The sequence below is a fragment of the Chitinophaga sp. YIM B06452 genome (assembly GCF_039655965.1).
Classification (GTDB): domain Bacteria; phylum Bacteroidota; class Bacteroidia; order Chitinophagales; family Chitinophagaceae; genus Chitinophaga.
In genome coordinates, this window is record NZ_JAWLKY010000002.1 from 1,317,312 (window position 1) to 1,341,221 (window position 23,910).

Sequence of the window (23,910 nt, forward strand, 5' to 3'; positions counted from 1 at the left end):
TCTATTTCAATGCCATATGCAGCGCCGCTGCCAGCAAAGCGCCGATAACCGGTCCTGCAATGGGGATCCAGGCGTACCCCCAGTCGCTGTCGCGCTTGCCTTTGATTGGCAAAAGGGCGTGTGCGATACGCGGGCCAAGGTCGCGGGCGGGATTGATAGCGTAACCGGTCGGGCCGCCGAGGGACAAACCGATGCCCAATACCAGCAATGCAACCGGCAACGCGTCTACCGCGCCCAGGCCTACCTCTCCTTTCGCGATGTAAAACACCCCGAAAATGAGTACAAAAGTCCCCACAATTTCCGTTACCAGGTTCGGTATGGTGCTGCGGATAGCAGGCGCGGTGCAGAAAACGGCCAGTTTGCCGTTTGCATCGTCCGTTATGTCGAAATGCTGTTTGTAGCTGGCGTATACGATGCAGGCGCCCAGGAAAGCGCCCAGCATCTGGGCGGCAATGTACACCGGCACTTGCTCCCAGGGAACAGCCCCTGTAACGGCCAGCGCGAGGGTCACGGCGGAATTCAGGTGGGCGCCGCTGTAGGCTCCCACGGCAAACACGCCTACAAAAACGGCCATGGCCCAGCCCATGGTGATCACGATCCAGCCGCCGTTCTGCCCTTTACTTTTGTTGAGCACACAGTTGGCCACCACGCCGTCGCCCAGTATGATCAGCAGGGCGGTTCCAATAAGTTCTGCCAGGAAAATTGACATTTTGGTCGGTATTTACTTTTAAGGATTATTGTTCAGCCCATACTTTGGCGGCCTTCACGGCACGCTCCCAGTTCTTGGTGAGTGAGGTTCTTTTTTCGTCAGGCATTGCAGGCTTGAACCGCGCGTCTTCCTGCCATTGTTTGCGGATGGTGTCCACACTGTCCCAGAAGCCGGTGGCCAGCCCCGCGAGGTAAGCGGCGCCCAGGGCCGTAGTTTCGGTCACTTTGGGGCGAACCACCTGGGTGTCCAGTATGTCTGCCTGGAACTGCATCAGCAGGTTGTTGGCGGTAGCCCCGCCGTCTACCCGCAGCTCCTGGATGTTCATCCCTGCATCCGCTTCCATGGCTTTCAGCACGTCCATGGTCTGGTAGGCGATGCTGTCCAGTGCAGCGCGCGCAATATGGGCGTCTTTAGTGCCGCGCGTCATGCCTACGATGGTACCGCGGGCGTATTGGTTCCAGTGAGGCGCACCCAAACCGGCGAATGCGGGCACAAGGTACACGCCATCAGTATCTGCCACCTGCGCTGCCAGCGGTTCTACGTCTGCAGAATGGCGGATGATGCCAAGGCCGTCGCGGAGCCACTGCACTACGGCGCCGCCGATAAAGATGCTGCCTTCCAGCGCATAATGCGTGGTGTTGCCGATGCGCCATGCAATGGTGGTCAGCAGGTTGTTTTTGGAAGTGATGGCTTTCTCGCCGGTGTTCAGCATCATGAAGCAGCCGGTGCCGTAGGTATTTTTTACCATGCCGGGCTCTATGCACATCTGCCCGAAAAGCGCCGCCTGCTGGTCGCCGGCGATGCCTGCAATGGGGATCTCAAACGGCGTAAGCGTAGCTTCAGTATGCCCGTACACTTCGCTGGAAGCGCGAACTTCCGGCAGCATGGAAGCAGGGATGTCCATCAGCTCCAGCAGGCTTTTGTCCCACTCCTGTTTGTGAATATTGTACAGCATGGTGCGGGAGGCATTGCTCACGTCGGTGACATGCAGTTTTCCTTTGGTAAAATTCCAGATCAGCCACGAATCCACGGTGCCGAAAGCCAGCTCGCCGGCCTCAGCCCTTTTGCGGGCGCCTTCCACGTTGTCGAGTATCCACTTCACTTTGGTGCCGGAAAAATAGGCGTCTACGATCAGGCCGGTTTTGGAACGGATATCGTCGGCATGGCCTTTGGCTTTCAGTTCATCGCAATAAGCTGCGGTACGGCGGTCCTGCCAGACGATGGCATTGTAAAGCGGCTTGCCCGTTGCGCGATCCCACACGATGGTGGTTTCCCGCTGGTTGGTAATGCCCATGGCCGCGATCTGGTCGCCGGTGGTGCCGGCTTTTACGATCACTTCGGCGGCTACTCCCGCCTGTGTGGACCATATCTCGTTGGGATCATGCTCCACCCATCCCGGCTGGGGATAGATCTGGTTAAATTCTTTCTGCGCTACGGCTACAATGTTCCCGGCACGGTCGAAGATAATAGCGCGGGAGCTGGTGGTTCCCTGGTCGAGGGCCATAATGAATTTTGCTTCCATCGAAAGTGTTCTGGCTATTTTTAGTGTTATTTAAGTATAGTTAAACGTGGTACCTTGGTTTACGAGGTAGTAAGATACTAGTAATAAATTAAAAGTAAAAAAAAATTCGTGGAAGGGGCAACATATAGGGATTAACATTCGGTAAAAGCGCTGAAGGCAGCTCCCGCCGGGGGTTATATCTTTTGAAATAGTGAAAGGATATGAAAGCCGGGATATAAAAAAAGGGGCCATTCAGCAGAACGGCCCCTCTATACATGAAAAATTAAACGCTCGGGATTACATCTTCTTGGCATCTTCCAGGAACTTCGCCAGGCCGATGTCTGTCAGCGGATGTTTCAGCAGGCCCAGGATAGAATCCAGCGGGCAGGTGCAAACGTCGGCACCTACTTCGGCACATTTTACGATGTGCAGGGCGTTGCGGATGGAAGCGGCCAGTATCTCGGTTTTGAAGCCCTGGATGCTGTAGATCTGCGCGATCTGGGCAATCAACTCAACGCCGTCCCAGTTGCTGTCGTCTATACGGCCAATGAAGGGAGATACATATGCAGCGCCGGCTTTGGCAGCCAGGATGGCCTGGCCGGCGGAAAATACGAGGGTACAGTTGGTGCGGATGCCGTTTTCGGTGAACCATTTGATGGCTTTCACGCCATCTTTGATCATCGGCACTTTCACCACGATGTTCGGGTGGATGGCCGCCAGTTTTTTACCTTCTTCCACGATGGCATTAAAGTCGGTAGACAGTACTTCTGCGCTCACATCGCCTTCCACCATTTCGCAAATGGCTTCGTAATGTTTCATCACTGCCGCTTCGCCTTTGATCCCTTCTTTTGCCATCAGGGAGGGGTTGGTGGTAACGCCGTCGAGAATTCCCAGGTCGTGCGCTTCCTGGATCTGTGCCAGGTTTGCTGTATCAATAAAGAATTTCATATTGAAATGATTTTATGCTTGTTGTTTTTATAAAGATCACGTGGCGCCCTTCTCCGAAACATTCCGGGCAATTCAAGCAAACCAACAAACTAATTTCGGAAATAATAAGGAGAGCAAACTGCCATAAAGGGAAAAAAAAATGGCAAGTTACTTATATCGCACCGCTACAACCGCCTACCCTTGCTACATTCCTGTCCTGGGGGAGTTCAGCAGGAGCTGGTCGTATAAGACTTGCCGTTGCAAAGGTAACTCAATGAGAAGTAATTTGCAAATATTCCACCGCTGTTTTTCAGGGATCAGTTGCTTTTTTTCTTCTTTGAAGGTTTTTTGTAAAGATCCCGCGCATCCTGGATGATCAGCGATTCATCGTCCGGCAGCCGTTTTACGGGGATTTCAGACGCGGCGTTGATGTCTGCATTGCCGCGGTATACTGCTTTCACTGCAATGCTGCGCGTGCTGCTGTCGTCCTGCGGTATCAGCAGGTCCTGCCCGATTATTTTCCCTTTGTCGGCAAACAGCCGCACGCGGGAAGTATCCAGCGGGTAAATGCGGCCGCTGTTGTAAATGCCTTCCACGTTCAGGTAGAAGTGGATCCCCCGCTTCAGGCTGTCTGCATAATGATGAAAACGGATAGCGGTAAGGTACGGCAGCTGCAGGTATACCTCATGCTGTTTGCCGGGTTGCTCAGCCAGCGTTACCAGGAGGCGCATGCGGTAATTATCCGGCCGTATGGCGTTGCGGTTGAAGCGGAGCACGCCGTTGCTGCATTCGCCGAAAGGCGATTCCACCTTTACCTGGCTCCAGCGGATATCTCCTTTTAAAAGCCCGGCTGTTCTGCGTTTGCTGCTATCCGCATACGTCACCTCCAGCCCGATGGGCGTGGTGCTGTACAGTTCGGCTACGGAACCGGAATCGTATGCGGCGGTGATGTACGCCACCTGCTTTTGCTGCGCGGCGGCAGGAAGCGCCAGTAATAAAAGGAAGATCGTTCTCAGCATGTTCTTGAAAAGGCTAAAACCATTCCAAAAATAAGGAATGCAAATGATGCGGGCGGATTTTGTAACGGAGGCCCTTACCGGCCATGAATGGTATCTTTCGGTGAAATGCGGCATGCCGGGTAGCGACACTTGAAAAAAAATTCTATTTTCACGGAATTTTAGCAACAACGCATGTCATTACCGCAACATACAGACGCCACCCTGCGCTACCAGCAGCAGGTAGAGAATTCAAGGAATTATGTGCTGCCTTTCATTGCCCGGGAGTTCCCGGACCTGCGCGGCCTCCGCGTAATGGAAATAGGCTGCGGGGAAGGCGGCGTGCTCACTCCTTTCCTGGAGCAGGGCTGCGCCTGCGTGGGGGTAGACCTCTGGCCGGAGCGCATCGAGCTGGCGAAAGGTTTCCTCGGTAATTATATAGACAATGGCCAGCTGCGCCTGATCGCTAAAAATATTTACGACGTGGATTTCTTCGGGGAATTCCAGCATGCATTCGACATTATCATTCTCAAAGACGCGATCGAGCATATTCCCGATCAGCATAAGCTCATCTCCTACCTGAAACAATTGCTCAGCCCGCGCGGACAGGTGTATTTCGGTTTCCCGCCCTGGTACATGCCGCACGGCGGCCACCAGCAGATCTGCCGGAGTAAAGTGCTCAGCTTCCTGCCTTACATTCACCTGTTGCCCCGCCCGCTTTACCGTGGCTTGCTGAAGGCAGCCGGCGAAAGCGACGGCACCATCCAGGAACTGATGGAGCTGGTGGATACGGGCATTTCCATTGAAAGATTCGAGAAGATCGCGAAGGAAACCGGGTATGAGATCACGCAAAGGAAATATTACCTTATCAACCCCATTTATAAATACAAGTTCAAACTCAAGCCCAGGGAGCAATTCGGCTGGATGAAGGGAATCCCTTTCGTACGGAATTTCTTTACGACGTGCATGTATTATATGATAAAACCGAAGGTTTAGTATCTCATGGCTTGAAACTACCTTGTTCGAGCAGGTTTTTCAGCGCTGTTATTTTCTCGTTCGACCATAAAGCCGATTCCTTCTGAATGTACCAGCGCCGCTGTTGGTAGAAGATCTGTATCTCAAGCGCCATCGTAAAACCCGGGCTGCGCGTCACTTTGATCTCCACATCGTCTTTTTCGAGTTGCGTTGTTGAAATGGAATTGCCCCTCAGCATCTTTATCTCATAATATCCGCCGGTTTCGTGAAACGCAATACTGTAAAGGGTTTTATAGGAAAGGTAGAAGCCATAGGCAATAGCCGCCGCCGCAACGATAAAGATCAGCGTCCAGGCCTGGGGCTGGATTTGATTCAGCAACACGAGAACAGACGTTCCGACAGCAATGGCCACCAGCACTTTTTTAGCGGCCGGCAGCAGCCTGGCGCTAAGCCTTTCATACTTTTCATCAATGGAAGCTAATATCATAGGGGGAATAATTACTGCTTACGCATTCCATATCTCCCAGCTCGCCTCTGCCTGCAGCACCAGCATTTCATGGCCGTTCTTCACCGCGGCGCCTTGTGCGGCGCCATATTTCATAAACTGCGTTTCGGCCGGGTTATAGATCAGGTCGTAGAAAAGATGCTGTGCGCCGGTAAACTCGTACGGGATGGGCGGCGCATCGATCTCGTTGGGATACATGCCCAGCGGTGTCGTGTTCACGATGAGCGTATGTTCCCGCATAATAGCCTCGTTCAGCGCATCGTAGGTAACCGGGCCGCTGCGGCTTACTTCCGTGTATCGGATGCCAAGCTGCTCCAGCGAATATTTCACCGCTTTGGCCGCGCCGCCGGTGCCCAGTATGAGCGCTTTGGTATGATGCGGTTGCAACAATGGCTGCAACGAGCGGCTGAAGCCGGTCACGTCTGTATTATTGCCGGTGAGCTTCCCGTTCTTTTTACGGATGCAGTTCACCGCACCAATGGCTTTCGCGGCATCGCTCAGTTCGTCCAGGTAAGGGATCACGGCCTGTTTATAGGGAATGGTGACGTTGAGGCCTTCCAGCTCGGTATATTGACTCCATAAACCGGGAAACTCTTCGATGGAAGGAATGGGAAAGTTTTCGTAAACACAACCGGAAATGCCCTCATTGCGGAATTTCTCCGCAAAAAAACCTTTGCTGAAGGAATGAGAGAGCGGGAAACCGATGAGGCCGAATAAACGCACGATGGGTCTGATTACAAAATGAAAGGATTGCCGGGGGCCGGCAATCCTGTATAATGAAATTTATTCTTTGTCGAGGAACAGGTGGAAGGTATCTCCGCGAAGCCCTACACGCATGGCTTCCAGGGGGATCACTTCATGCGGGGCAAGATTGCCGAGGTTGGCGTTGCAGCCTACCAGCTCCAGGAAATACAATTGCTGGTCTTTCTGGGGCGCTTCCCAGATGATCTTTTCAGCGGGTATCTGGGTCAGGATCTCCTGCACCAGCCCTTCGCGAACTTCGCCTGAACCGCGGTAAATACCTACGTTGCCGCCTTCGCGGGCTTCAGCGATCACATAAGTGGCGCCGGCTTCAAGCTCAGCGCGCATCAGCTCGATCCATTTGTAGGGAGGAATGATGTGCTCTGCATCTTTGGACCCCACTTCGCTCAACACAGTGCCATGCTGGGTAAGCTTTTCGATGTAACCGCATTTCTCAGCATGAGGGATGGTAATAGAACCGTCGGATACTTCCATCCAGGAAATACCGTAGTCTTTGATCACTTTTACGTATTCATCAAACTGGTTGCGGATGAGGAACGCTTCAAACAGGGTTCCGCCGAAATACACCGGAATGTTGGCTGCCTGGTACAGTTCGATCTTTGTGCGCAGGTTAGGCGTTACGAACGACGTTCCGAATCCCAGCTTAACGATGTCTACATGTGGCGCTGCCGCAGATAAAAAGTTCTTCGCTTCTTCAACACTCAGCCCTTTGTCCATCACCATGGTCAGGCCATGGCTGCGGGGCTTGCTGGTTCTTTCAGGAATTTGCGTCAGATTAAAATTCATTTTTCACGATTTTATTCTTCTTAATGGTCATTTCCTACCAACTTATATACAAAGCTATGCCTACCTGTATTGATTGGTTTTCCCGGTTTTCATTTGGTGCCCCAAAATAAAAAACCGCGGCAAAAATAAGAAGTAAACCGATAGGAGAAGCAAAAAATGACTTAACGCTTACGCCTGTATCTTGCAATCAGCTCTACCACAGCGGTATGCTGCAAAATGGAAGGGTCCAGCTCGACCATTTTTTTGACCTGCCTGGGATGCAGTTGCAGGGCGGTTTCCAGTTGCAGCAGCCCTTCCTTGGTTTTACCGATCGCCACCAGGATGGCGGCCTTGTAGAACAGGAACACGGGTTTCCGGCCGATCTTGGCTTCCGCCGCTTCCAGCTGGGTAAGGGCTTCTTCTACGTGGCCGGCGGCATAGAGGCCACGGATGAACTCTTTCCAGGCCTGGGCGCTGTTGGGCCTGAGGCGTACGGCGCTGAGGAACTGCACGAGGGCTTCTTTGTCCATACCCAGCTGCAGGTAGCACTGGCCGAGGGTGATATTGTATTCCGCGCTGTGTTTATTGATGCGCAGGGCGGATTGGAGGGACTTGATGGCGTTTTCCCAGCTTTCTTCCGTCATGTAGGCTTTGGCGATCTTCAGGTACAGCTTGTCGTCGTGCGGGCTGAGGTGCGATGCCTTGCGGTAGTAATAACGGGCCTGGGTGAACTTGCGCATTTTTTCGTAGCAATGGCCGATGGCTTCATAGATGACGTCTTCCGGCTTGGCGATCTCCAGGTGTTTCTGGAGCACTTCGATGGCTTCGTTGTATTTGCGCAGGTGGATGTAGGCGTCTCCCATGTTGCGGTAGGCGTAATCGAACTTTTCATCGATCACGACGGCGTACTGGTAGGCGTCTATGGCTTTTTCGTAGAGCTTGAGACCCTGGTAGGCCGTGCCCAGGTTGAACCAGGCGAGCTGGTTGTAGGGATGCTCGTTGATGATATTGGTATGCAGGCGGATACTTTCCTCGTTGCGGCCGGTAAACTCGGTCCAGAAGCAGATCTTGTGAAGGGCTTCCTCGTTATTGGGATCGTATTCCAGCAGGAGTTTCAGGCAGTCGAACACTTTTTCGAATTCCTCCCAGTCGTCGTACACGTCCGCCAGTTCCAGCAGCAGGTCTGTACGGTCTTCGCCGTCGAACACCCTGATCTGTTCTTCGAGGAGGGCGGCGGCTTTTTCGTGCTGGTTCATGGCCAGGTACACGTCTGTTTTGAGGATATAAAGGTTAATATCGTTACTGTCCAGCAAGGCGGCTTTTTCGAGCAGCGCAAGGGCTTCACGGTATTTTTTGGTTTCGATCAGTAAGGCAGATTTTTTAAGGAGAAGGGCCGAGGAGAAGGGGAATTGCTCGATGGCTATTTCTACGGCCTGGAGGGCGTTGTTGAGCTCATCGTGCTCATCGTAATAGTCGATGATCTGTTCAAAGGAATCCTCGTCCAGGAAGGCGTGGGAGCGTCCCTCCTTTAGATTTTCAAATTGCTGAAGCAGGTCCCTCAAATCTTCAAAATCCTCGTTAAACTCGTTAAATGATGGGAAGTCGTGATTCATTAGTGTAAATATATGTGATTTTGATGCTGTCACCAAACACCCGGGCCTTTACCGCTTATGTAGTTTTTAACATTTTTTTAAGATAACAGGTTATCTTGCATTAAGATTCCGTTATGATAGATAATTTTTTCGTATATTTGCAGTAAGATGAAGAAGCTAAATTACATAATCCAATCATTATCACTGAGTTGTCTCATGGTAGTGGCACTTTCAACAGTGGCGCTCCGTGTGCATGCCAGTGACCTGGGCGGTAATTTGGACAGCAACGACGACAAACTGGGCAAGAAAACCGAGGTCAAATACCGGCTTACCGCCATGCCGAAGACCAATTTGAGCCTTGATGCAGGATTTAAGGCAAATGGTTTTCTGAACAATACTTTTAAACTGAGCTCTGACAATGCCGTGAGCGTAAAGTCGGTCATGACTTACAGGAAGGGCAATGTTACCTATATCCTTCCTTATTCCGTACAGGTGCAAACTCCGGCCCCACAGGCGGACATGCAATATCATCACCTGCAGGTGAGGTTACCGTTCCGGAAAGGTTAGGTTGAATTTGAAAGAGATTTTTATGAGGAAGGCTGCCGGTTGGCAGCCTTCCTTGTTTTTGAGTGAAATTGTCAGTTGATCTCAGCGTTCTCTTTTTCTTCGTTCTTACTTCCTTCAATCCTGCTGGTTAGCTGATGGTAAGTGACTAAGTAGTTAGGCCAGATTTTATTTTCCAGCGGCACAACCATAGAGCTGTAAATCTTTTCTTCCTTGAAGACCATCTCATATTCACATTTCGCAAACAAATCCTTGCTGTACTTAGCGAACCAAAGATCGAATTTGCGTCTACGCGCCAGCTCTCGTGAATCGGATGAATCGCAGATATAAACAAATGCCTTCCTCTTTTCATCCAAAAAATCCATAATTACTTCAAAAACAGTATCTGCAATACGGGATCAACACCACTTTGTGTCGTTTCTCCAGACAACACGTTGATATTGCAGGTGTAAATGTATTGCCCTACGACCGGATCATTTTCGAATAGAGAATTATTCTTCATGAAATAAATCCTGTATGCTATTCCATGATCCGTGATAAACTCATAAGAAAATGACTCCGTTTTTCTGAGAGGATATGGGTTGAACAAACTGCCAGTTTTTAAGGTTAAGAATTCAATTTCTTCTTCCATATTTAGCCGTGATGCGCCTGTTGAAATGCTCCTCTGTAAATGGTTTAACAAAAGGATACTTATCATGTAACTCAGCGAAATCACCGCCACTGTCAAGATGATCAGCTATCTCCTTTTTTGCTTTGAGCATCTTTTTACACCATAAAAACAGCACCGATGGTTTTTCTTCGGGGTTAACATTTTCCTTTTTCATTTTTTCTTTCATAAAATTTCAATTTAAAGATTAATCAAACACAAAGATTTTCAAACACGATCATTATTTATCCACTTTACAAACTTACATCAAAAACAACATAACGTGTTGATTATCAAAAAATAAAGAAGGCCGCAGTATCATCCTGCGGCCTTCGGTTTCATGGTGAAAATATCGTTTAACCCCTGATCTTTTTCAACTCATCAGCGGTGATCTCTCTATAACCTTTCGGTACATCAAATACAGACATCGGCACGGGACTCAGATCCACTTTCGTTGCAACCGCTTTCATTTTGGAACCCGATTTCATCACGATCTCGTATTCCAAAGGAATGCCTTTCAGGTTCAGGAAACGCCGGTTGTAAAAGCGGTTCTCCGGGATGATGTCTACAGTATAATACACGTCAAACGTGCTGCCATCCTGCATTTTACCGATCGCCTTGCGGCATTTGAAACCAGCGATCTCGCGAGTTTCAGCCTGGTCGGTAAACGTGGTGGACTGGAAACGTTTCATGTCTTCCTCGTACGATTTTTTGTCGGTACGGATCAGGTATTTGTCGCCATGATTATCCAGCAGCGTGATCAAACCTTCTGTTTGTGCATTGATGAGATAGATATAGTTCACGACATTGAAGTTCATGTCTATCCTGCTCAGGTTACCCCTGATATACTGGGTCATGGAGCTGCCGGCAAACATGGCTTCCATCTGCAACTGCTCGGGCGGCAGCTCCAGCTTGTATTCGATCCTTGCGTCGGATATGGTCCTTTGTGCCTGCAGCGGGGTTGCCAGGCCTGTGATGCAGGCGGCGAGCAATACCCAGAATTGAGACAATTTCAGCATATGCTTTGAGTTAATACATAGGTGTAAGTGAAAAATCTGTGCCAAAGGTTAAAACCCTTTACCAGTCTGGCTTTAGCTTATCCAAAAATGCCCCGATGCCCTTGCGGCAATCGGGATGCTGCCTTGTTTCCGCGTTCATGCGGGCGGCTGATTCCAACGCTTCTGTGAGCGTGTTTTCCAGCGCATTGCTTATCAGTTTTTTAGTTTGATCCAATGAATTGGCGGAAGCATCGTTGCACAGGCTGAGCGCTACCTGCTGCACATAGTCCCTGATCTTGTCCGCAGGCACAGTGTCGTTGATAAGACCCAGGGCGGCCGCTTTTTCCGCGGTCACCAGCCTGCCGGTCAGCAACAGGTCGCGCGCACGGCCCTCTCCTATTTTCCTTACCAGGAATACGCTCACCAGTGCGGGCACAAACCCGATCTTTACTTCGGTATACCCGAAGCGCGCTTCGGGAACGGCATAGCTCAGATCGGCAATGGTAGCCAATCCGCAGCCGCCTGCAATCGCGTCTCCCTCTATCCTGGCGATCACTACTTTTTCCATGCTGTATATTTCCTGCATCAGCAGCATCAGCTCCCGGCTGTCTGCCAGGTTATCCTCGAAATTGTTGGCCTGCAATTGCCGGAGATAATCAAGATCCGCGCCGGCGCAAAAGGCTTTCCCGTTCCCGGCCAGCACCACCACTTTCACACCGGCGTCCGCCGCGGCAGCGGCAAATGCTTCGCGCAATTCCCTTACGACTTCTCCGTTCAATGCATTCCTTTTCTCCGGGCGGTTAAGGGTAATAGTGGCAATCCTGTCTGCAATATGATACGTGATACCAGGCATGATCCAAATGTAAGCGAATTATTTTTAATGAATATAACACATGTATAACATCCTGGAAACAAAAAGCCTCTGCCGGAACAGAGGCTTTTTGAATCAAATTATTTAGTTGGAAAACCGCCCTGTTGTCTGGTTACGGCTGTTTCACCACAAGGGTTGCCGGCCATTCAAAAAACGGCGCCGCGGTTATTTTGTTACTTCTTCGATCACGTGGCCTACGTTGCCGCTCGGCATCTGGATGCGCAGCATGGCGCCAATGGTAGGTGCAATGTCCGTCATATGTGTGGTGCGGTTGGTTTTACCGGGTTTTACGCCCCAGCCCATCCACACCAGCGGGATATGCGCGTCGTAAGGATTCCAGAGGCCGTGAGTGGTACCGGTCTTGCCCCCGTCCAGCCACCCTGGCTGCAGTATCACCATGATGTCCCCGCTGCGCTGTGCGTTGAAGCCATTGGTCATCATGGATTTCTGCGGTTCGGACAGGGTTGCGGAACCCAGCTGCTGAAGGTCTACGGCGTTAGCAATGCCGGGCGTTTTCAGAGCTTCTTTCAGGATGAGCTTTTTCACCGCATCGAGCTTGCCTGCTTTTTCGAGCCCGTCGATATCGAGGGTGAACTGGTAGTTGTAAGAAGATACGATCGCTTTTTTGTAGCCGAGCTCTTTTTCAACAGCGGCATTGAGAGATTTCATCATTGCCGCATCGTCCCAGAGGCCGTTGGGCAGCCTGTTCTCTTCGAGGAAGCCCGGTACATGCGCCACGCCATGATCTGCCGTGATAAAGAACAGCCAGTTGCCTTTGCCGATTTTCCTGTCAAGGTATTTGAAGAACTCGCCCAGGTCTTTGTCGAGGCGGAGGTAAGTATCTTCGATCTCTATGGAATTGGGCCCATGCTGGTGGCCTACGTAGTCGGGAGAGGAAAGGCTTACGGCCAGGAAGTCCGTAACGGGGCCCTTGCCCAGCTCATGGCCTTCCAGCGCCTGTTTGGCAAACTCCAGGGTAAAGGTGTTGCCGAAGGGGGTGGAAGACAGCAGGCCAAAACTGTTGCCCATGGTGCCGGCCAGCTCATGCGGGAAAGCAGAGTTCTGCTGGCCCCTGAAGCGGCCTTCGTAAGGCTTGTCGTCTGCAGTGCTTTGTTTGTATGTTTCGATGGGATAAAGCGTATTCCACGGCTGGCTCAGGTATTTTGCAGGCAGGCCCAGCCTGTTGAAGGCCTGTGCCCAGGCGGGCAGGCTGGTCATGTAATAATTGCTGGTCATGAAATTGCCGGTAGTACCGTCGAACCAATAAGCGGCGGTAGCGCTGTGGCCTGCGGGCAGGATGGCGCCACGGTCTTTGATGGCCACGCCTACCACTTTGCTGCGGAAATTGGTGGCCAGGCGCAACTCGTCTGTAATGGTGGTGGTGAGCATGTTGCGGGGGCTCATGCGGCCTGCGGCGTCGCTGCCGCCAACGGCTACGGCCATGGTGTCTTCGGTGCAATACACGCTGCGGTTCAGCACACGGCTATACCAGTTATTGCCGATAATACCGTGAATGGCGGGCACTGAGCCGGTATAGGCGCAGGTATGGCCGCATGCGGTAATGGTCGGTGTGTAAGGGATGAGGGTGTTTTCGCAGGAAAAGCCTTCATTTACAAGGCGTTTGAAACCGTCGTTGGTATAACGGTCGTAGTAACGGTAGAGGAAATCCCATCTCATCTGGTCTACCACCATTCCCACCACGAGTTTCGGGCGGGACACTTCTTTTTGCGCTTTCTTTCCATAGTTGGGCGGAAAACCGGTTGTAGGCGAAGTGGCCTTCTGGCCAAATGCCGCCGGCGCCGTCATCATCATCAGTACGACGGCCAGAATTTTAATTCGGCTCATATTGCTCTTTAATTTGTTCCTTTATATAGCTCCGTTCTGAACGTGGAAAAAAATGTCCGTAAAAGTAGCCTAAGTTTACAAAAAATAATATTTTAATATCTTTGTGGTCGAATTTTAATTTCATTTTAATAATCATATGGATATATTCGAGAAACTGCTGAAGCATATGGGCCCTATCGGGGAGCACTCAGACAGAGCCCACGGTTACTTCGCGTTCCCCAAGCTGGAAGGCGAGATTGGTCCCAGGATGAAGTTCCGGGGTAAAGAGAAGATCGTTTGGAGCCTTAACAACTACCTGGGCCTGGCCAACCATCCCGAGGTGAGGGCTACAGATGCCAAGGCGGCTGCCGAATATGGTCTTGCCGCACCTATGGGCGCACGCATGATGAGCGGGAACACTAATTTCCACGAGCAACTGGAAAGAGAGCTCAGCGATTACATGGGCAAGGAAGACACGACGCTGCTGAACTACGGTTACCAGGGCATTATGAGCGCCATCGACGCTATCTGCAACCGCCGCGACGTGATCGTGTACGATGCGGAATGCCATGCTTCGATCGTGGACGGCCTGCGCCTGCACCAGGGGCACCGTTACGTGTTCAAACACAACGATATCGAAGATTGTGAAAAACAGCTGAAACGTGCAGTTGAATATACCAAAACCAGCGGCGGCGGCATCCTTGTCATCACCGAAGGCGTGTTTGGCATGGCCGGCGACCAGGGTAAGCTGAGAGAGATCGTGTCGCTGAAAGAGCAGTATGAATTCCGCCTGCTGGTAGACGATGCGCACGGCTTCGGCACCATGGGCAAAACCGGCGCGGGTACCGGTGAAGAGCAGGGCGTGCAGGACGAGATCGACCTGGTGTTCAACACCTTCGCGAAATCCGGCGCTTCCATCGGTGCATTCATGAGCGGCGACAAAGCCATTATCAACTACCTGCGCTACAACATGCGCTCGCAGATATTTGCCAAATCCATTCCTTTACCGATCGTGATCGGCCACCTGAAGCGCGTGCAACTGATGCGCCAGCAGCCGCAGCTGAAGGAAAAGCTCTGGAGCAATGTGAACAAACTGCAGCAAGGCCTGCGCGACAGAGGGTTCGACATCGGGCGTACCAACTCCCCCGTTACCCCCATCTACCTGCAGGGCGACATCCCGGAAGCCACCGCCATGTGCCTGGACCTCCGCGAGAACTACAATATCTTCTGCTCCATCGTGGTATACCCTGTGATCCCGAAAGGACAGATCATTTACCGCCTGATACCGACCGCCGCTCACTCCGATGAGGATATCGAGCTGACGCTGAAGGCTTTCACCGAAACCAAGCAGAAGCTGGATCAAAAAGCTTACGCGGTGGCGGAGATCCCGATGGTGTAAATCCAGAAAGTAAGTACAGTAGAAATAGCAGGAGCGCCTTTACCAGGGCGCTCTTTTTTTATTGTTGAAAAAAGATAAAAAGCTGAAGAGTGCGACGCAACGGCGGCCGGATGGAAGAGAAGAAGCCGGGCTCCCCTCCTTCACTTATAGGCAAAAAAAGGGGGCTGATGGTTAGTCAGCCCCGGCAAACAAATCGTTCTTTCACTAGGTGTAATACATGATCTTAAGAATCGATCGTTCAGTAGGACATGGTAATAAAAAGTTTGGGCCATCATAGAATATGGATATACACATATATGTTACCCATGGAATATTTTATGATTAGTCAGTTTGTATCTATAAGTTAATGGAAATCCTGAGTATTGAAATTGAAGTGTTAGCTCTTTCCGCTTCCCGAACTTTGCTTTAATTTTAAATATGTTAACCAAAAATAACGTAGTTCTACGGGAAAAACATCACACTAACGTTGTATTTTGTTAACACACTGTTAAAGTATTTATACGTTGTAACTTTCACAACCCCGCCGCCATAGCGATTCTTCCCGATTTGATCATTCATTTTCCGCATTGCGTAAAGGTACGTAATCCCTCACAGGGTAACTTTGCGCCGGATTTTCTTAACAATTTCAATGAGGATAATATTAACGATCGCCATACTGGCCGCGGGTTCCCTTTCCACTTTCGCACAACAGCAGCCCCAGGGCTTTGTTAAAGGCACCGTCCGCAACGAACAGGGCCAGGCCGTGCCATTTGCCAATATCAGCATTCCCGGCATCAAAAAAGGGACAGTGGCCGGCGCCAACGGCGCTTATGTACTGGCCGCCCCCGCCGGTTCCCATACCCTGCGTTTCTCCGGCGTAGGCTTCACCACTACGGAACAGTCGGTTTCCCTCTCGGCAGATACCACGGTGCAGGACGTGACCATGAAACAATCCGCAGACCTGCAGGAAGTGATCGTGTCGGCCAGCCGTAAAAAAGAGACCCTGGATGAGGTACCTTCTTCCGTTACTATCGTAAGTCCCCGCGAAGTGGAGGCTCAAAAAGGAATTAATAATAATATTACCGCCATCCTGGCCAATACGGTACCGGGCCTGGCTATTAACGATAATACCACCGGCAACACGGGGCAAACCCTGCGCGGGCGTAACGTGCTGGTGATGGTAGACGGCATCCCGCAGTCTACCCCGCTGCGCAACGGCGGCAGGGACATGCGTACCATCGACCCCTCAGCCATCGAACGCATCGAGGTGATCAAAGGCGCCACCGCTATTTATGGCAATGGCGCAGACGGCGGTTTGATCAATTATATCACCAAAAAAGGCGATAAAAGTAAAACCGGCATCCACGGCCAAACGAGCATCGGCGCCAATACCCAGCTGGTGAAAGCCCAGCATACCGGCGGTTTTTCCGCAGGGCAACTGCTTTCAGGCGCTTATAAGAAATGGGATTTCGTAGTATCCGGCCATTACGAGCAGACCGGCGTATATAAAGACGCCAATGGCGTGGTGAACTCACCCGAGTACAGTCTCGGCGAATCACAGATCTGGAACGGCTTTACCAGGATCGGGTACGACATCGACCAGCGCAACCGCCTGGAGCTGATGTACAACTTCTTCGGCAGCCAGCAGCGCAGCGACTACATCCTGAAACCCGGTAAATACCTGGATTCAGCCGCCACCGGCATCATCGGCAAACGCCCGGGCGACCCCGAAGGCACACCCTACAACCACAACGCCAGCCTGCACTGGAGCAGCGAAGGCATCATCGGCGGTACGGACCTGGATGTGAATGTTTACATGCAGCGCTTCAAAACCGTGTACAGCTGGGGGCCGACCTTCGAATTTGGCGGCCAGTCGCAGATCACCTCCCGGAAACAGGGCGTGCGCGTGAACTTCAGCAGCCCGGTGCACATTTCGGCAAACTATGACCTGTCCCTCGTATACGGGCTCGATTATATGAACGATGTAACCGCACAAAGCCTGGTAGACGGCCGCACCTGGGTGCCCGAGATGGATATGAAGAACTATGCGCCTTACGCGCAGGTGAAGCTCAACCTGTTCAAAGACTTCGTGTTCAAAGCAGGCGCGCGCTTCGAGAACATCAATATCGGCATCCCCGACTACACTACCGTTAAACAGCTGAACCGCGTAACCGGCGAATTCACCGAAGGCGGCGTAAGCGTTGCCGGCGGAGACCTCAGCTACAATGCGCTGGTATACAACGCGGGCCTCCGTTACAATAAATTCAGGTTCTTCAAACCCTTCATCAGCTACTCACAAAGCTTTTCCATCATGGAACTGGGCCGCATCCTGCGCGCGGCAAAGGAAAACACCGTGTCGCAGCTGAAAACCGAAGCCGTGATCGCCAACAACTACGAAGCCGGTTTCAACAGCACCCTTGGCCCCATTGAACTGGAAGGCAGCTACTATATCAGCACCTCCAAGCTCGGTTCTTCCTTCCTGGAAAAGAACGGCAAATTCGAGATACAGCGCGCGCCTGAAAAAGTGTATGGCTTCGAGATCGCGGCAGACGCCAGGATATTGCACAACCTCGGCGCAGGCGCTTCCTACTCATACATAGAAGGCAAGCAGGATATAGACGACAATGGCAAATACGGCGATGCGGCTGATAAATACCTCGGCAGCGACCGCATTGCGCCTCCCAAGGTGACCGCCTATGTCCGTTACGCGCCCATCGAAAGACTGAACCTCCGCCTGCAAATGCTGCATTCCGGCAAACGCGAACGCTTTGAGCGCGTGAACGGCCTGTATTCTTACGGTACCGGTCCCGTGGAAGGCTTCACCAGCTTCAGCTTCCTCGGCAGCCTGCAGCTGGACCAGCATAGCAGCCTGGGCCTGGGCGTGGAAAACCTTTTCAACGCTGACTACTATACCGTAACTTCGCAGTGGAATGCGCGCAATGAGAATTATGTTAAAGGCACCGGCGCGCGCATCAACCTGAATTACAGTTATAAATTCTGACAGTGCTCACTAAACAAATATTCCGGGTTCACCGAATCACGGGCTTGATAGCAGGAGTTTTTCTCCTGCTTTTGAGTTTTACGGGCAGCATACTGGTGTTCAGCGACGAAATTGATCACGCGCTCAATAAAAACGCTTACCAGGTGCAGCCCGGCGGCACGCCCCTGCCTCTGAACACGCTGTACGAAAAAGGGCTGGCTGCCAATCCCGGCAGGCCGTACCTCACTTTCCTGCGCCTGCCCCAGGCGCCGGGTGAAAGCCTGATCATGCGGGCGGAATATTCTGCTGACAACAAAGTATACGTATACCTGGATCCTTATACCGGCAAAGTACTGCACAGGAGGGGCAATAAAGGCTATTTCACCGGTTTCCTGCTCTACCTTCACTTCACACTGCTAAGCGGCCGCAATGGGTCTGTAATCATCCTTTGCGTGTCTTTTATCATGCTCGTGTCGCTGGCAACCGGTTTGTATGTATACCGCAAACATCTCGGCAAGGTGCTCACCTTCCGCGACAAGATAGAATGGAAGCACCGCCGCAGGCGCTGGCGCAACCTCCACCGCGTGATCGGGGTATGGGCGCTGGTGTTCAACCTGCTGATGGTCATCACCGGCATCCTGATACAATGGAAAGTAGTAGGCGCCCGGGTGGGTAAAAAAGCGGCGTCAGTGGCCGTGCGGCAGCCCATCGATTACGACCGCCTGCTGAATGCGGCCCGCGCCGAAATACCGGGTATCGCGATCCTGGGCATCCGCCCGCCACGGGCGGAAGGCGGGCCTGTGCTGTTCCTCGGCAATGCGGGGGAAGCGGCTGTTTTCGGGGAATATGCCAGCACGGTAACCTTGCAGCCGGAAAACGGATTGGTCATAAAAAAAGTGGATTTTAAATCAGCAACTATTTCCCAGAGGCTGAATGCCAGCGTATTGCAGCTGCATTTCGGGAACTTCGGCGGAATTCCGTTAAAAATCCTTTGGACCTTGCTGGGCCTGGCCCCGGGGCTGCTGGCTCTTTCAGGCATATTGATCTGGTGGCGGCGGAAGTTTTTGGCAAGAAAATGATGCTATTTTACCGGCTCTCTCCTTTAGCTATCCTATATCCATCCTTTATCTATCCTATAAGTATCCCCTATCCACGGCAAGTGGTAAAATACTATCAATAAAAAAGACCGCCTCAACGGGCGGTCTTTTTTATTATGCGTTATGCCGGAGATCAAAGATGATTCTCCAGCGCGGTGTCATATTTGCCTTTCCACTCGGATACCACACCCCAGTCTTCGCCGTCCACTACCAGGTTCTCCCCTTTCACGGTTCCGATCAGCTCGTAACGAACAGAATGGTCTAAAGCATCCACCAGGCCGTGCAGCAGGGCTTCGAACTTCTCTTTGTCCGCCGGGCTCACGCTTACCACCACGCGGCTCTGCGATTCGCCGAACAGGTAGGCGTCTTTGCGGAAATGTTTATTGGTATGTACATCGAAGCCCAAACCACGCACCATGGCGCTTTCCAGCAGGGTGGTGAAGAGGCCGCCCTCGCTTACGTCGTGTGCGGACTGGATGAGTCCTGCGCCGATCAGTTTCGTGATGGCCTGTTGCAGCTTCTGCTCTTCCTCCAGGTTGAAGTGAGGAGCGGGACTGTATTCCACGCCGATCAGCTTGTGGAGGTATTCTGAGCTGCTGATATCGTTATAGCTGCGGCCCACCAGGTAGATGAGGTCGCCGGCCTGTTTAAAATCAAGGGTCATGCGCTGGTCCATGCTGTCCAGCACGCCGAGCATACCGATGGTGGGGGTAGGATATACCGGGCCGTCGGGGCTCTGGTTGTAGAAGCTCACGTTACCGCCGGTTACGGGGGTGTTGAACTTCCGGCAGGCCTCGCCCATACCCTGAACGGCGTGAACGAACTGGTAATAAACTTCCGGGTCGTAGGGGTTGCCGAAGTTGAGGCAGTTGGTGATAGCCACCGGTTCGCCGCCGCTGCACACGATGTTGCGCGCTGCTTCGGCCACTGCGATCTGCCCGCCGGTATGCGGGTCTGCATGCACGTAGCGGCTGTTGCAATCCGTGGTAACGGCCAGCGCTTTGCGGGTGCCTTTCACGACTACGATAGATGCGTCGCTGGGGGCATTGGTGCTGGCGTTGGCGGTACCTACCATGCTGTCGTACTGCGTGTATACCCAGCGTTTGGACGCGATGTTAGGCAGCTGCGCGATCTTTTCCGCAACAGACCTGGCATTGGTGATGTCAGGTATATTCTGGATATCGTAAGCTTTGATCTTTTCAAAGTATTTGGGCTCCACATAAGCGCGGTGGTACTGGGGAGCGCCGCCGCCCAGCACAAGGCTTTCCGCGGGTACTTCAGCTTCCAGTGCGCCGTTCATATAGAAGCGCAGGATGGGTTCTTTGGTCACTTCGCCGATCTGTACGCAGTGCAGGTCCCATTTATCGAAAATGTCCAGCACTTCTTTCTCGCGGCCTTTGTGGATCACGATGAGCATGCGTTCCTGGCTTTCGGAGAGCAGCATTTCCCAACCTTTCATATTCTGCTGGCGGGTGGGCACTTTATCCAGGTGGATGTTCATGCCATGCTCGCCTTTGGCGCTCATTTCGGCGGTGGAGCAGGTGATACCGGCTGCGCCCATATCCTGCATACCTACGAGGGCGCCGGTTTTTACGACCTCAAGACAGGCTTCGAGGAGTTTCTTTTCCTGGAAGGGGTCGCCCACCTGCACGGCGGGGAGGTCTTTGGCGCTTTCCTCGGTAATGTCCGCGGAAGCGAAGGAGGCGCCGCCGATACCGTCTTTACCGGTAGCGGAGCCTACAATAAATACAGGGTTGCCGGGACCGTAAGAGGTGGCTGAAACCATGGTGCCTACTTTCAGCACGCCCACGCTCATAGCGTTTACGAGGGGGTTGGTGCCGTAGCAGTCTTCAAAATATACTTCACCGCCCACGGTGGGTACGCCAAAGCAGTTGCCATAGTGGCCGATGCCGTCTACCACGCCTTTCAGGAGGTGCTGGTTCTTTTTATCATTGATATTACCAAAGCGCAGGGAGTTGAGCGCTGCGATGGGGCGTGCGCCCATGGTAAAAATGTCGCGGTGGATGCCGCCTACCCCTGTGGCTGCGCCCTGGAAGGGTTCCAGCGCGGAGGGGTGGTTATGGGATTCGATCTTGAAAACACAGGCCCATCCGTCACCAATATCCACGAGGCCGGCGTTTTCCTCACCGGCTTTCACCAGCAGCCTGCCGCCTTCGCGGGGGAGGCTCTTCAGCCATACGATGGAATTCTTGTAGCTGCAATGCTCGCTCCACATCACGGAGTACATGCTCAGTTCGGTGAAGTTCGGGGTGCGGCCCAGGATGGATTTTATGCGTTCAAATTCGTCTGCTGTAAGTCCTAACTGTTCGGCGGTTTCTACTGTGGTTTGCATGAATTGATGAAGGTTTAAAAAGAAGATGCAAAACTACATAGTTTTCCGGCAATTGACAACAAAGAGACTTTAATGCAGCTATACGTATTATGTTATTTTTAATATATCAGTTTTAAAGGACCGGAGGACCGAATATTTGGCCAAAAATTAAAAATATAGGGTTTTTAAACGAGAAATGCAATTTTTTGGTTAAAAAAGTCGAAACAACTTGCATTTTCGGGCAAACTGGCGTTCTTTTGTACTAAAATTTTTCACATCATGCAATCGTTACGCTTTCAAGCGCTGGAAAATCTGACCGGCGTTGACTTCAAAGTAAAGCCCGAACTGAATGGTAAGATCACAGACGTGTTCGGCAGCAATGTTTTTACCGGCAAAGCAATGCGGGAAAACCTGAGTGATGAGGCTTACAAGAGCCTGATGAACTCTATTAAAGGTGGTAATAAGATCGAGCGTAAAATGGCCGATCAGATCGCTTCCGGTTTGAAATCATGGGCGATGAAGAAAGGTGTAACCCACTATACCCACTGGTTCCAGCCCCTCACCGGCACTACCGCTGAAAAACATGACTCCTTCTTCACCATCAAAGGTGACGGTTCCAGCATCGAAACTTTCGACGGCGACGCGCTGGTTCAGCAGGAGCCCGATGCTTCTTCTTTCCCCAACGGCGGTATCCGCGCTACTTTCGAAGCACGCGGCTACACTGCATGGGATCCCTCTTCTCCTGCTTTCATTATCGAACAGGGTACAGGTAAAACACTTTGCATCCCCACCATCTTCGTGGCTTACACCGGCGAATCGCTGGACTATAAGGCTCCGCTGCTGAAAGCACTGTCTGCGCTGGATAAAGCTGCGGTAGACGTATGCAACTATTTCGACAAGAACGTAACCAAAGTAACTGCTACCCTTGGTTGGGAACAGGAGTACTTTATGATAGACGAAGGCCTGGCTAACGCCCGTCCTGACCTGGTACTCGCAGGCCGCACCGTGGTTGGCCACGCTCCTGCAAAAGGCCAGCAGCTGGAAGACCACTACTTCGGCGCAATTCCTGAACGTGTATATTCTTTCATGCGCGACTTCGAGGAAGAATCCTACAAGCTGGGTATTCCTTTAAGGACCCGTCACAACGAGGTGGCTCCCGCTCAGTTCGAGTGCGCTCCCATCTTCGAAGAAGTGAACATCGCAGTAGACCACAACTCCCTGCTGATGGACGTAATGAGCAAAGTTGCCAAACGCCACAAGCTGAAAGTACTGCTCCACGAAAAACCTTTCGCAGGCATCAACGGTTCAGGTAAACACAACAACTGGTCTCTCGCTACAGATACCGGCGTGAACCTGCTGGCTCCCGGTAAAACACCGAAGACCAACCTGATGTTCCTCACCTTCTTCGTGAACACCATTAAAGCCGTACACGATTACGCTGACCTGCTGCGCGCGGCTATCGCTTCTCCGAGCAACGACTTCCGCCTGGGCGCAAACGAAGCTCCTCCCGCGATCATCTCCGTATTTACCGGTAAATACCTTTCTGAAGTACTCCAGGAAGTGAAGAGCCGTGTTAATAACAAATTCGACGAACAGGACGAAGCCATCCTGAAACTGGACCTGCACCGCCACATTCCGGAGCTGCTGCTGGACAACACCGACCGTAACCGTACTTCTCCCTTCGCCTTCACCGGCAACAAGTTCGAGTTCCGCGCCGTAGGTTCTTCCGCAAACTGCGCTTCCGCTATGACCGTGCTGAACACCATCATGGCCAAGACCCTGGCTAACTTCAAAGTAGAAGTAGACGGCCTGATCGAAAAAGGCGAAAAGAAAGAGATCGCCATCATGCAGACCCTCCGCAAATACATCGTTGATTCCGAGAAGATCCTCTTCGAAGGCGACGGTTACAGCGAAGAATGGGAAAAAGAAGCTGAAAAACGCGGCCTGCCCAACGTAAAGACCACCCCTACCGCCCTGGACGCAATGGTTACCAAAAAAGCAACCGAACTGTTCGTAGGCACCGGTGTGTACAACGAAAAAGAACTGCACGCACGTCATGAGATCCTGCTGGAAGACTACGTGAAAAAAGTGCAGATCGAAGCCCGCGTGATCGGCGACCTGGCCACCAACCACGTATTGCCCGCAGCGATCAAATATCAGAACGAACTGCTGGCCAATATCAAAGGCCTGAAAGACGCAGGTTTCGGAGAAGGCGCTTATAAAGCCCAGCTCCAGATTGCAACGAAAATATCTGAACACATAAATGTCATCAGTGAGAATGTACAGGCGATGATCGAAACCCGCAAAGTGGCGAACAAGCTGGAAGACAGCCGCCAGAAAGCGATCGATTACTGTGAAAAGATCAAACAGCCTTACTTCGACGTGATCCGTTACCACTCCGACAAACTGGAGTTCCTGGTTGATGACAAGATCTGGGGTCTCCCCAAATACAGAGAGCTGCTTTTCTTGCGATAAAAACCGTAAGATTG

Annotated in this window: 20 protein-coding genes and 1 other RNA gene; 6 read left to right on the top strand and 15 right to left on the bottom strand. The window is 51.9% G+C overall.

The window, feature by feature from the left end; genetic code table 11:
• Position 1 precedes the first annotated feature (1 nt).
• The 5 genes from R3I13_RS15140 to R3I13_RS15160 form a co-directional block, all read right to left on the bottom strand.
• Positions 2-709, bottom strand: a complete 708-nt coding sequence (locus tag R3I13_RS15140; RefSeq protein WP_346318804.1) for an MIP/aquaporin family protein — start codon at positions 707-709, stop codon at positions 2-4.
• A 25-nt stretch (positions 710-734) separates the two neighbouring features.
• Positions 735-2,231: a glycerol kinase GlpK gene (gene glpK / locus R3I13_RS15145; RefSeq protein WP_346318805.1), complete on the bottom strand. Its 1,497-nt coding sequence runs from the start codon at positions 2,229-2,231 to the stop codon at positions 735-737.
• A gap of 276 nt (positions 2,232-2,507) precedes the next feature.
• Positions 2,508-3,158: a fructose-6-phosphate aldolase gene (gene fsa, locus R3I13_RS15150; RefSeq protein ID WP_346318806.1), complete on the bottom strand. Its 651-nt coding sequence runs from the start codon at positions 3,156-3,158 to the stop codon at positions 2,508-2,510.
• A 137-nt stretch (positions 3,159-3,295) separates the two neighbouring features.
• An RNA gene (ffs, locus tag R3I13_RS15155) (signal recognition particle sRNA small type) lies at positions 3,296-3,395 on the bottom strand.
• Positions 3,396-3,454: 59 nt separating this feature from the next.
• Positions 3,455-4,156, bottom strand: a complete 702-nt coding sequence (locus R3I13_RS15160) for a hypothetical protein (RefSeq protein ID WP_346318807.1) — start codon at positions 4,154-4,156, stop codon at positions 3,455-3,457.
• A gap of 171 nt (positions 4,157-4,327) precedes the next feature.
• Here R3I13_RS15160 and R3I13_RS15165 point away from each other — a divergent pair, with 171 nt between their 5' ends.
• Positions 4,328-5,128, top strand: a complete 801-nt coding sequence (locus R3I13_RS15165) for a class I SAM-dependent methyltransferase (RefSeq protein ID WP_346318808.1) — start codon at positions 4,328-4,330, stop codon at positions 5,126-5,128.
• A 4-nt stretch (positions 5,129-5,132) separates the two neighbouring features.
• On the opposite strand, the gene R3I13_RS15170 is transcribed toward R3I13_RS15165, so the two are convergent.
• From R3I13_RS15170 to R3I13_RS15185, 4 genes are all read right to left on the bottom strand, one after another.
• Positions 5,133-5,594, bottom strand: a complete 462-nt coding sequence (locus tag R3I13_RS15170; protein WP_346318809.1) for a hypothetical protein — start codon at positions 5,592-5,594, stop codon at positions 5,133-5,135.
• A gap of 18 nt (positions 5,595-5,612) precedes the next feature.
• Positions 5,613-6,335: a shikimate dehydrogenase gene (locus R3I13_RS15175; RefSeq protein WP_346318810.1), complete on the bottom strand. Its 723-nt coding sequence runs from the start codon at positions 6,333-6,335 to the stop codon at positions 5,613-5,615.
• 60 nt (positions 6,336-6,395) lie between these two features.
• On the bottom strand, positions 6,396-7,160 hold the full coding sequence (locus R3I13_RS15180) for a phosphosulfolactate synthase (protein WP_346318811.1): 765 nt from the start codon (positions 7,158-7,160) through the stop codon (positions 6,396-6,398).
• A 161-nt stretch (positions 7,161-7,321) separates the two neighbouring features.
• Entirely contained in the window at positions 7,322-8,752 is a 1,431-nt protein-coding gene (locus tag R3I13_RS15185; protein ID WP_346318812.1) for a tetratricopeptide repeat protein, read from the bottom strand.
• A 195-nt stretch (positions 8,753-8,947) separates the two neighbouring features.
• On the opposite strand from R3I13_RS15185, the gene R3I13_RS15190 reads away from it, so the two are divergent.
• Positions 8,948-9,298 (top strand): hypothetical protein, encoded by a 351-nt coding sequence (locus R3I13_RS15190; RefSeq protein ID WP_346318813.1) that lies wholly within the window; start codon positions 8,948-8,950, stop codon positions 9,296-9,298.
• A gap of 71 nt (positions 9,299-9,369) precedes the next feature.
• Here R3I13_RS15190 and R3I13_RS15195 read toward each other — a convergent pair whose 3' ends face one another.
• From R3I13_RS15195 to pafA, 5 genes are all read right to left on the bottom strand, one after another.
• Positions 9,370-9,687, bottom strand: a complete 318-nt coding sequence (locus R3I13_RS15195; RefSeq protein ID WP_346319152.1) for a DUF6169 family protein — start codon at positions 9,685-9,687, stop codon at positions 9,370-9,372.
• Between the two features lie 222 nt (positions 9,688-9,909).
• Positions 9,910-10,131: a hypothetical protein gene (locus R3I13_RS15200; protein WP_346318814.1), complete on the bottom strand. Its 222-nt coding sequence runs from the start codon at positions 10,129-10,131 to the stop codon at positions 9,910-9,912.
• 166 nt (positions 10,132-10,297) lie between these two features.
• Positions 10,298-10,960: a hypothetical protein gene (locus R3I13_RS15205; protein ID WP_346318815.1), complete on the bottom strand. Its 663-nt coding sequence runs from the start codon at positions 10,958-10,960 to the stop codon at positions 10,298-10,300.
• A gap of 58 nt (positions 10,961-11,018) precedes the next feature.
• Complete coding sequence (locus R3I13_RS15210) at positions 11,019-11,792, bottom strand: enoyl-CoA hydratase-related protein (RefSeq protein WP_346318816.1); 774 nt, start codon at positions 11,790-11,792, stop codon at positions 11,019-11,021.
• A gap of 183 nt (positions 11,793-11,975) precedes the next feature.
• Complete coding sequence (pafA, locus tag R3I13_RS15215; RefSeq protein WP_346318817.1) at positions 11,976-13,655, bottom strand: alkaline phosphatase PafA; 1,680 nt, start codon at positions 13,653-13,655, stop codon at positions 11,976-11,978.
• Between the two features lie 136 nt (positions 13,656-13,791).
• On the opposite strand from pafA, the gene R3I13_RS15220 reads away from it, so the two are divergent.
• From R3I13_RS15220 to R3I13_RS15230, 3 genes are all read left to right on the top strand, one after another.
• Positions 13,792-15,033, top strand: a complete 1,242-nt coding sequence (locus R3I13_RS15220) for a pyridoxal phosphate-dependent aminotransferase family protein (protein ID WP_346318818.1) — start codon at positions 13,792-13,794, stop codon at positions 15,031-15,033.
• Between the two features lie 628 nt (positions 15,034-15,661).
• A complete protein-coding gene (locus R3I13_RS15225; protein WP_346318819.1) occupies positions 15,662-18,013 on the top strand; it encodes a TonB-dependent receptor in 2,352 nt (783 codons plus the stop codon).
• A 2-nt stretch (positions 18,014-18,015) separates the two neighbouring features.
• Positions 18,016-19,071 (top strand): PepSY-associated TM helix domain-containing protein, encoded by a 1,056-nt coding sequence (locus tag R3I13_RS15230; RefSeq protein WP_346318820.1) that lies wholly within the window; start codon positions 18,016-18,018, stop codon positions 19,069-19,071.
• 151 nt (positions 19,072-19,222) lie between these two features.
• Here the strand turns inward: R3I13_RS15230 and purL are convergent, their stop codons facing one another.
• Entirely contained in the window at positions 19,223-21,442 is a 2,220-nt protein-coding gene (purL, locus tag R3I13_RS15235) for a phosphoribosylformylglycinamidine synthase subunit PurL (protein ID WP_346318821.1), read from the bottom strand.
• Positions 21,443-21,700: 258 nt separating this feature from the next.
• Between purL and R3I13_RS15240 the strand changes: the two genes are divergently transcribed.
• Complete coding sequence (locus tag R3I13_RS15240) at positions 21,701-23,896, top strand: glutamine synthetase III (RefSeq protein ID WP_346318822.1); 2,196 nt, start codon at positions 21,701-21,703, stop codon at positions 23,894-23,896.
• Positions 23,897-23,910: the final 14 nt, after the last annotated feature.

Coding starts and splice junctions, on each gene's coding strand:
- R3I13_RS15140 (WP_346318804.1), bottom strand. CDS start 709: ATGTCAATTTTCCTGGCAGAACTTATTGGAACCGCCCTGCTGATCATA.
- glpK (WP_346318805.1), bottom strand. CDS start 2,231: ATGGAAGCAAAATTCATTATGGCCCTCGACCAGGGAACCACCAGCTCC.
- fsa (WP_346318806.1), bottom strand. CDS start 3,158: ATGAAATTCTTTATTGATACAGCAAACCTGGCACAGATCCAGGAAGCG.
- R3I13_RS15160 (WP_346318807.1), bottom strand. CDS start 4,156: ATGCTGAGAACGATCTTCCTTTTATTACTGGCGCTTCCTGCCGCCGCG.
- R3I13_RS15165 (WP_346318808.1), top strand. CDS start 4,328: ATGTCATTACCGCAACATACAGACGCCACCCTGCGCTACCAGCAGCAG.
- R3I13_RS15170 (WP_346318809.1), bottom strand. CDS start 5,594: ATGATATTAGCTTCCATTGATGAAAAGTATGAAAGGCTTAGCGCCAGG.
- R3I13_RS15180 (WP_346318811.1), bottom strand. CDS start 7,160: ATGAATTTTAATCTGACGCAAATTCCTGAAAGAACCAGCAAGCCCCGC.
- R3I13_RS15185 (WP_346318812.1), bottom strand. CDS start 8,752: ATGAATCACGACTTCCCATCATTTAACGAGTTTAACGAGGATTTTGAA.
- R3I13_RS15190 (WP_346318813.1), top strand. CDS start 8,948: ATGGTAGTGGCACTTTCAACAGTGGCGCTCCGTGTGCATGCCAGTGAC.
- R3I13_RS15200 (WP_346318814.1), bottom strand. CDS start 10,131: ATGAAAGAAAAAATGAAAAAGGAAAATGTTAACCCCGAAGAAAAACCA.
- R3I13_RS15205 (WP_346318815.1), bottom strand. CDS start 10,960: ATGCTGAAATTGTCTCAATTCTGGGTATTGCTCGCCGCCTGCATCACA.
- R3I13_RS15210 (WP_346318816.1), bottom strand. CDS start 11,792: ATGCCTGGTATCACGTATCATATTGCAGACAGGATTGCCACTATTACC.
- pafA (WP_346318817.1), bottom strand. CDS start 13,655: ATGAGCCGAATTAAAATTCTGGCCGTCGTACTGATGATGATGACGGCG.
- R3I13_RS15220 (WP_346318818.1), top strand. CDS start 13,792: ATGGATATATTCGAGAAACTGCTGAAGCATATGGGCCCTATCGGGGAG.
- R3I13_RS15225 (WP_346318819.1), top strand. CDS start 15,662: ATGAGGATAATATTAACGATCGCCATACTGGCCGCGGGTTCCCTTTCC.
- purL (WP_346318821.1), bottom strand. CDS start 21,442: ATGCAAACCACAGTAGAAACCGCCGAACAGTTAGGACTTACAGCAGAC.
- R3I13_RS15240 (WP_346318822.1), top strand. CDS start 21,701: ATGCAATCGTTACGCTTTCAAGCGCTGGAAAATCTGACCGGCGTTGAC.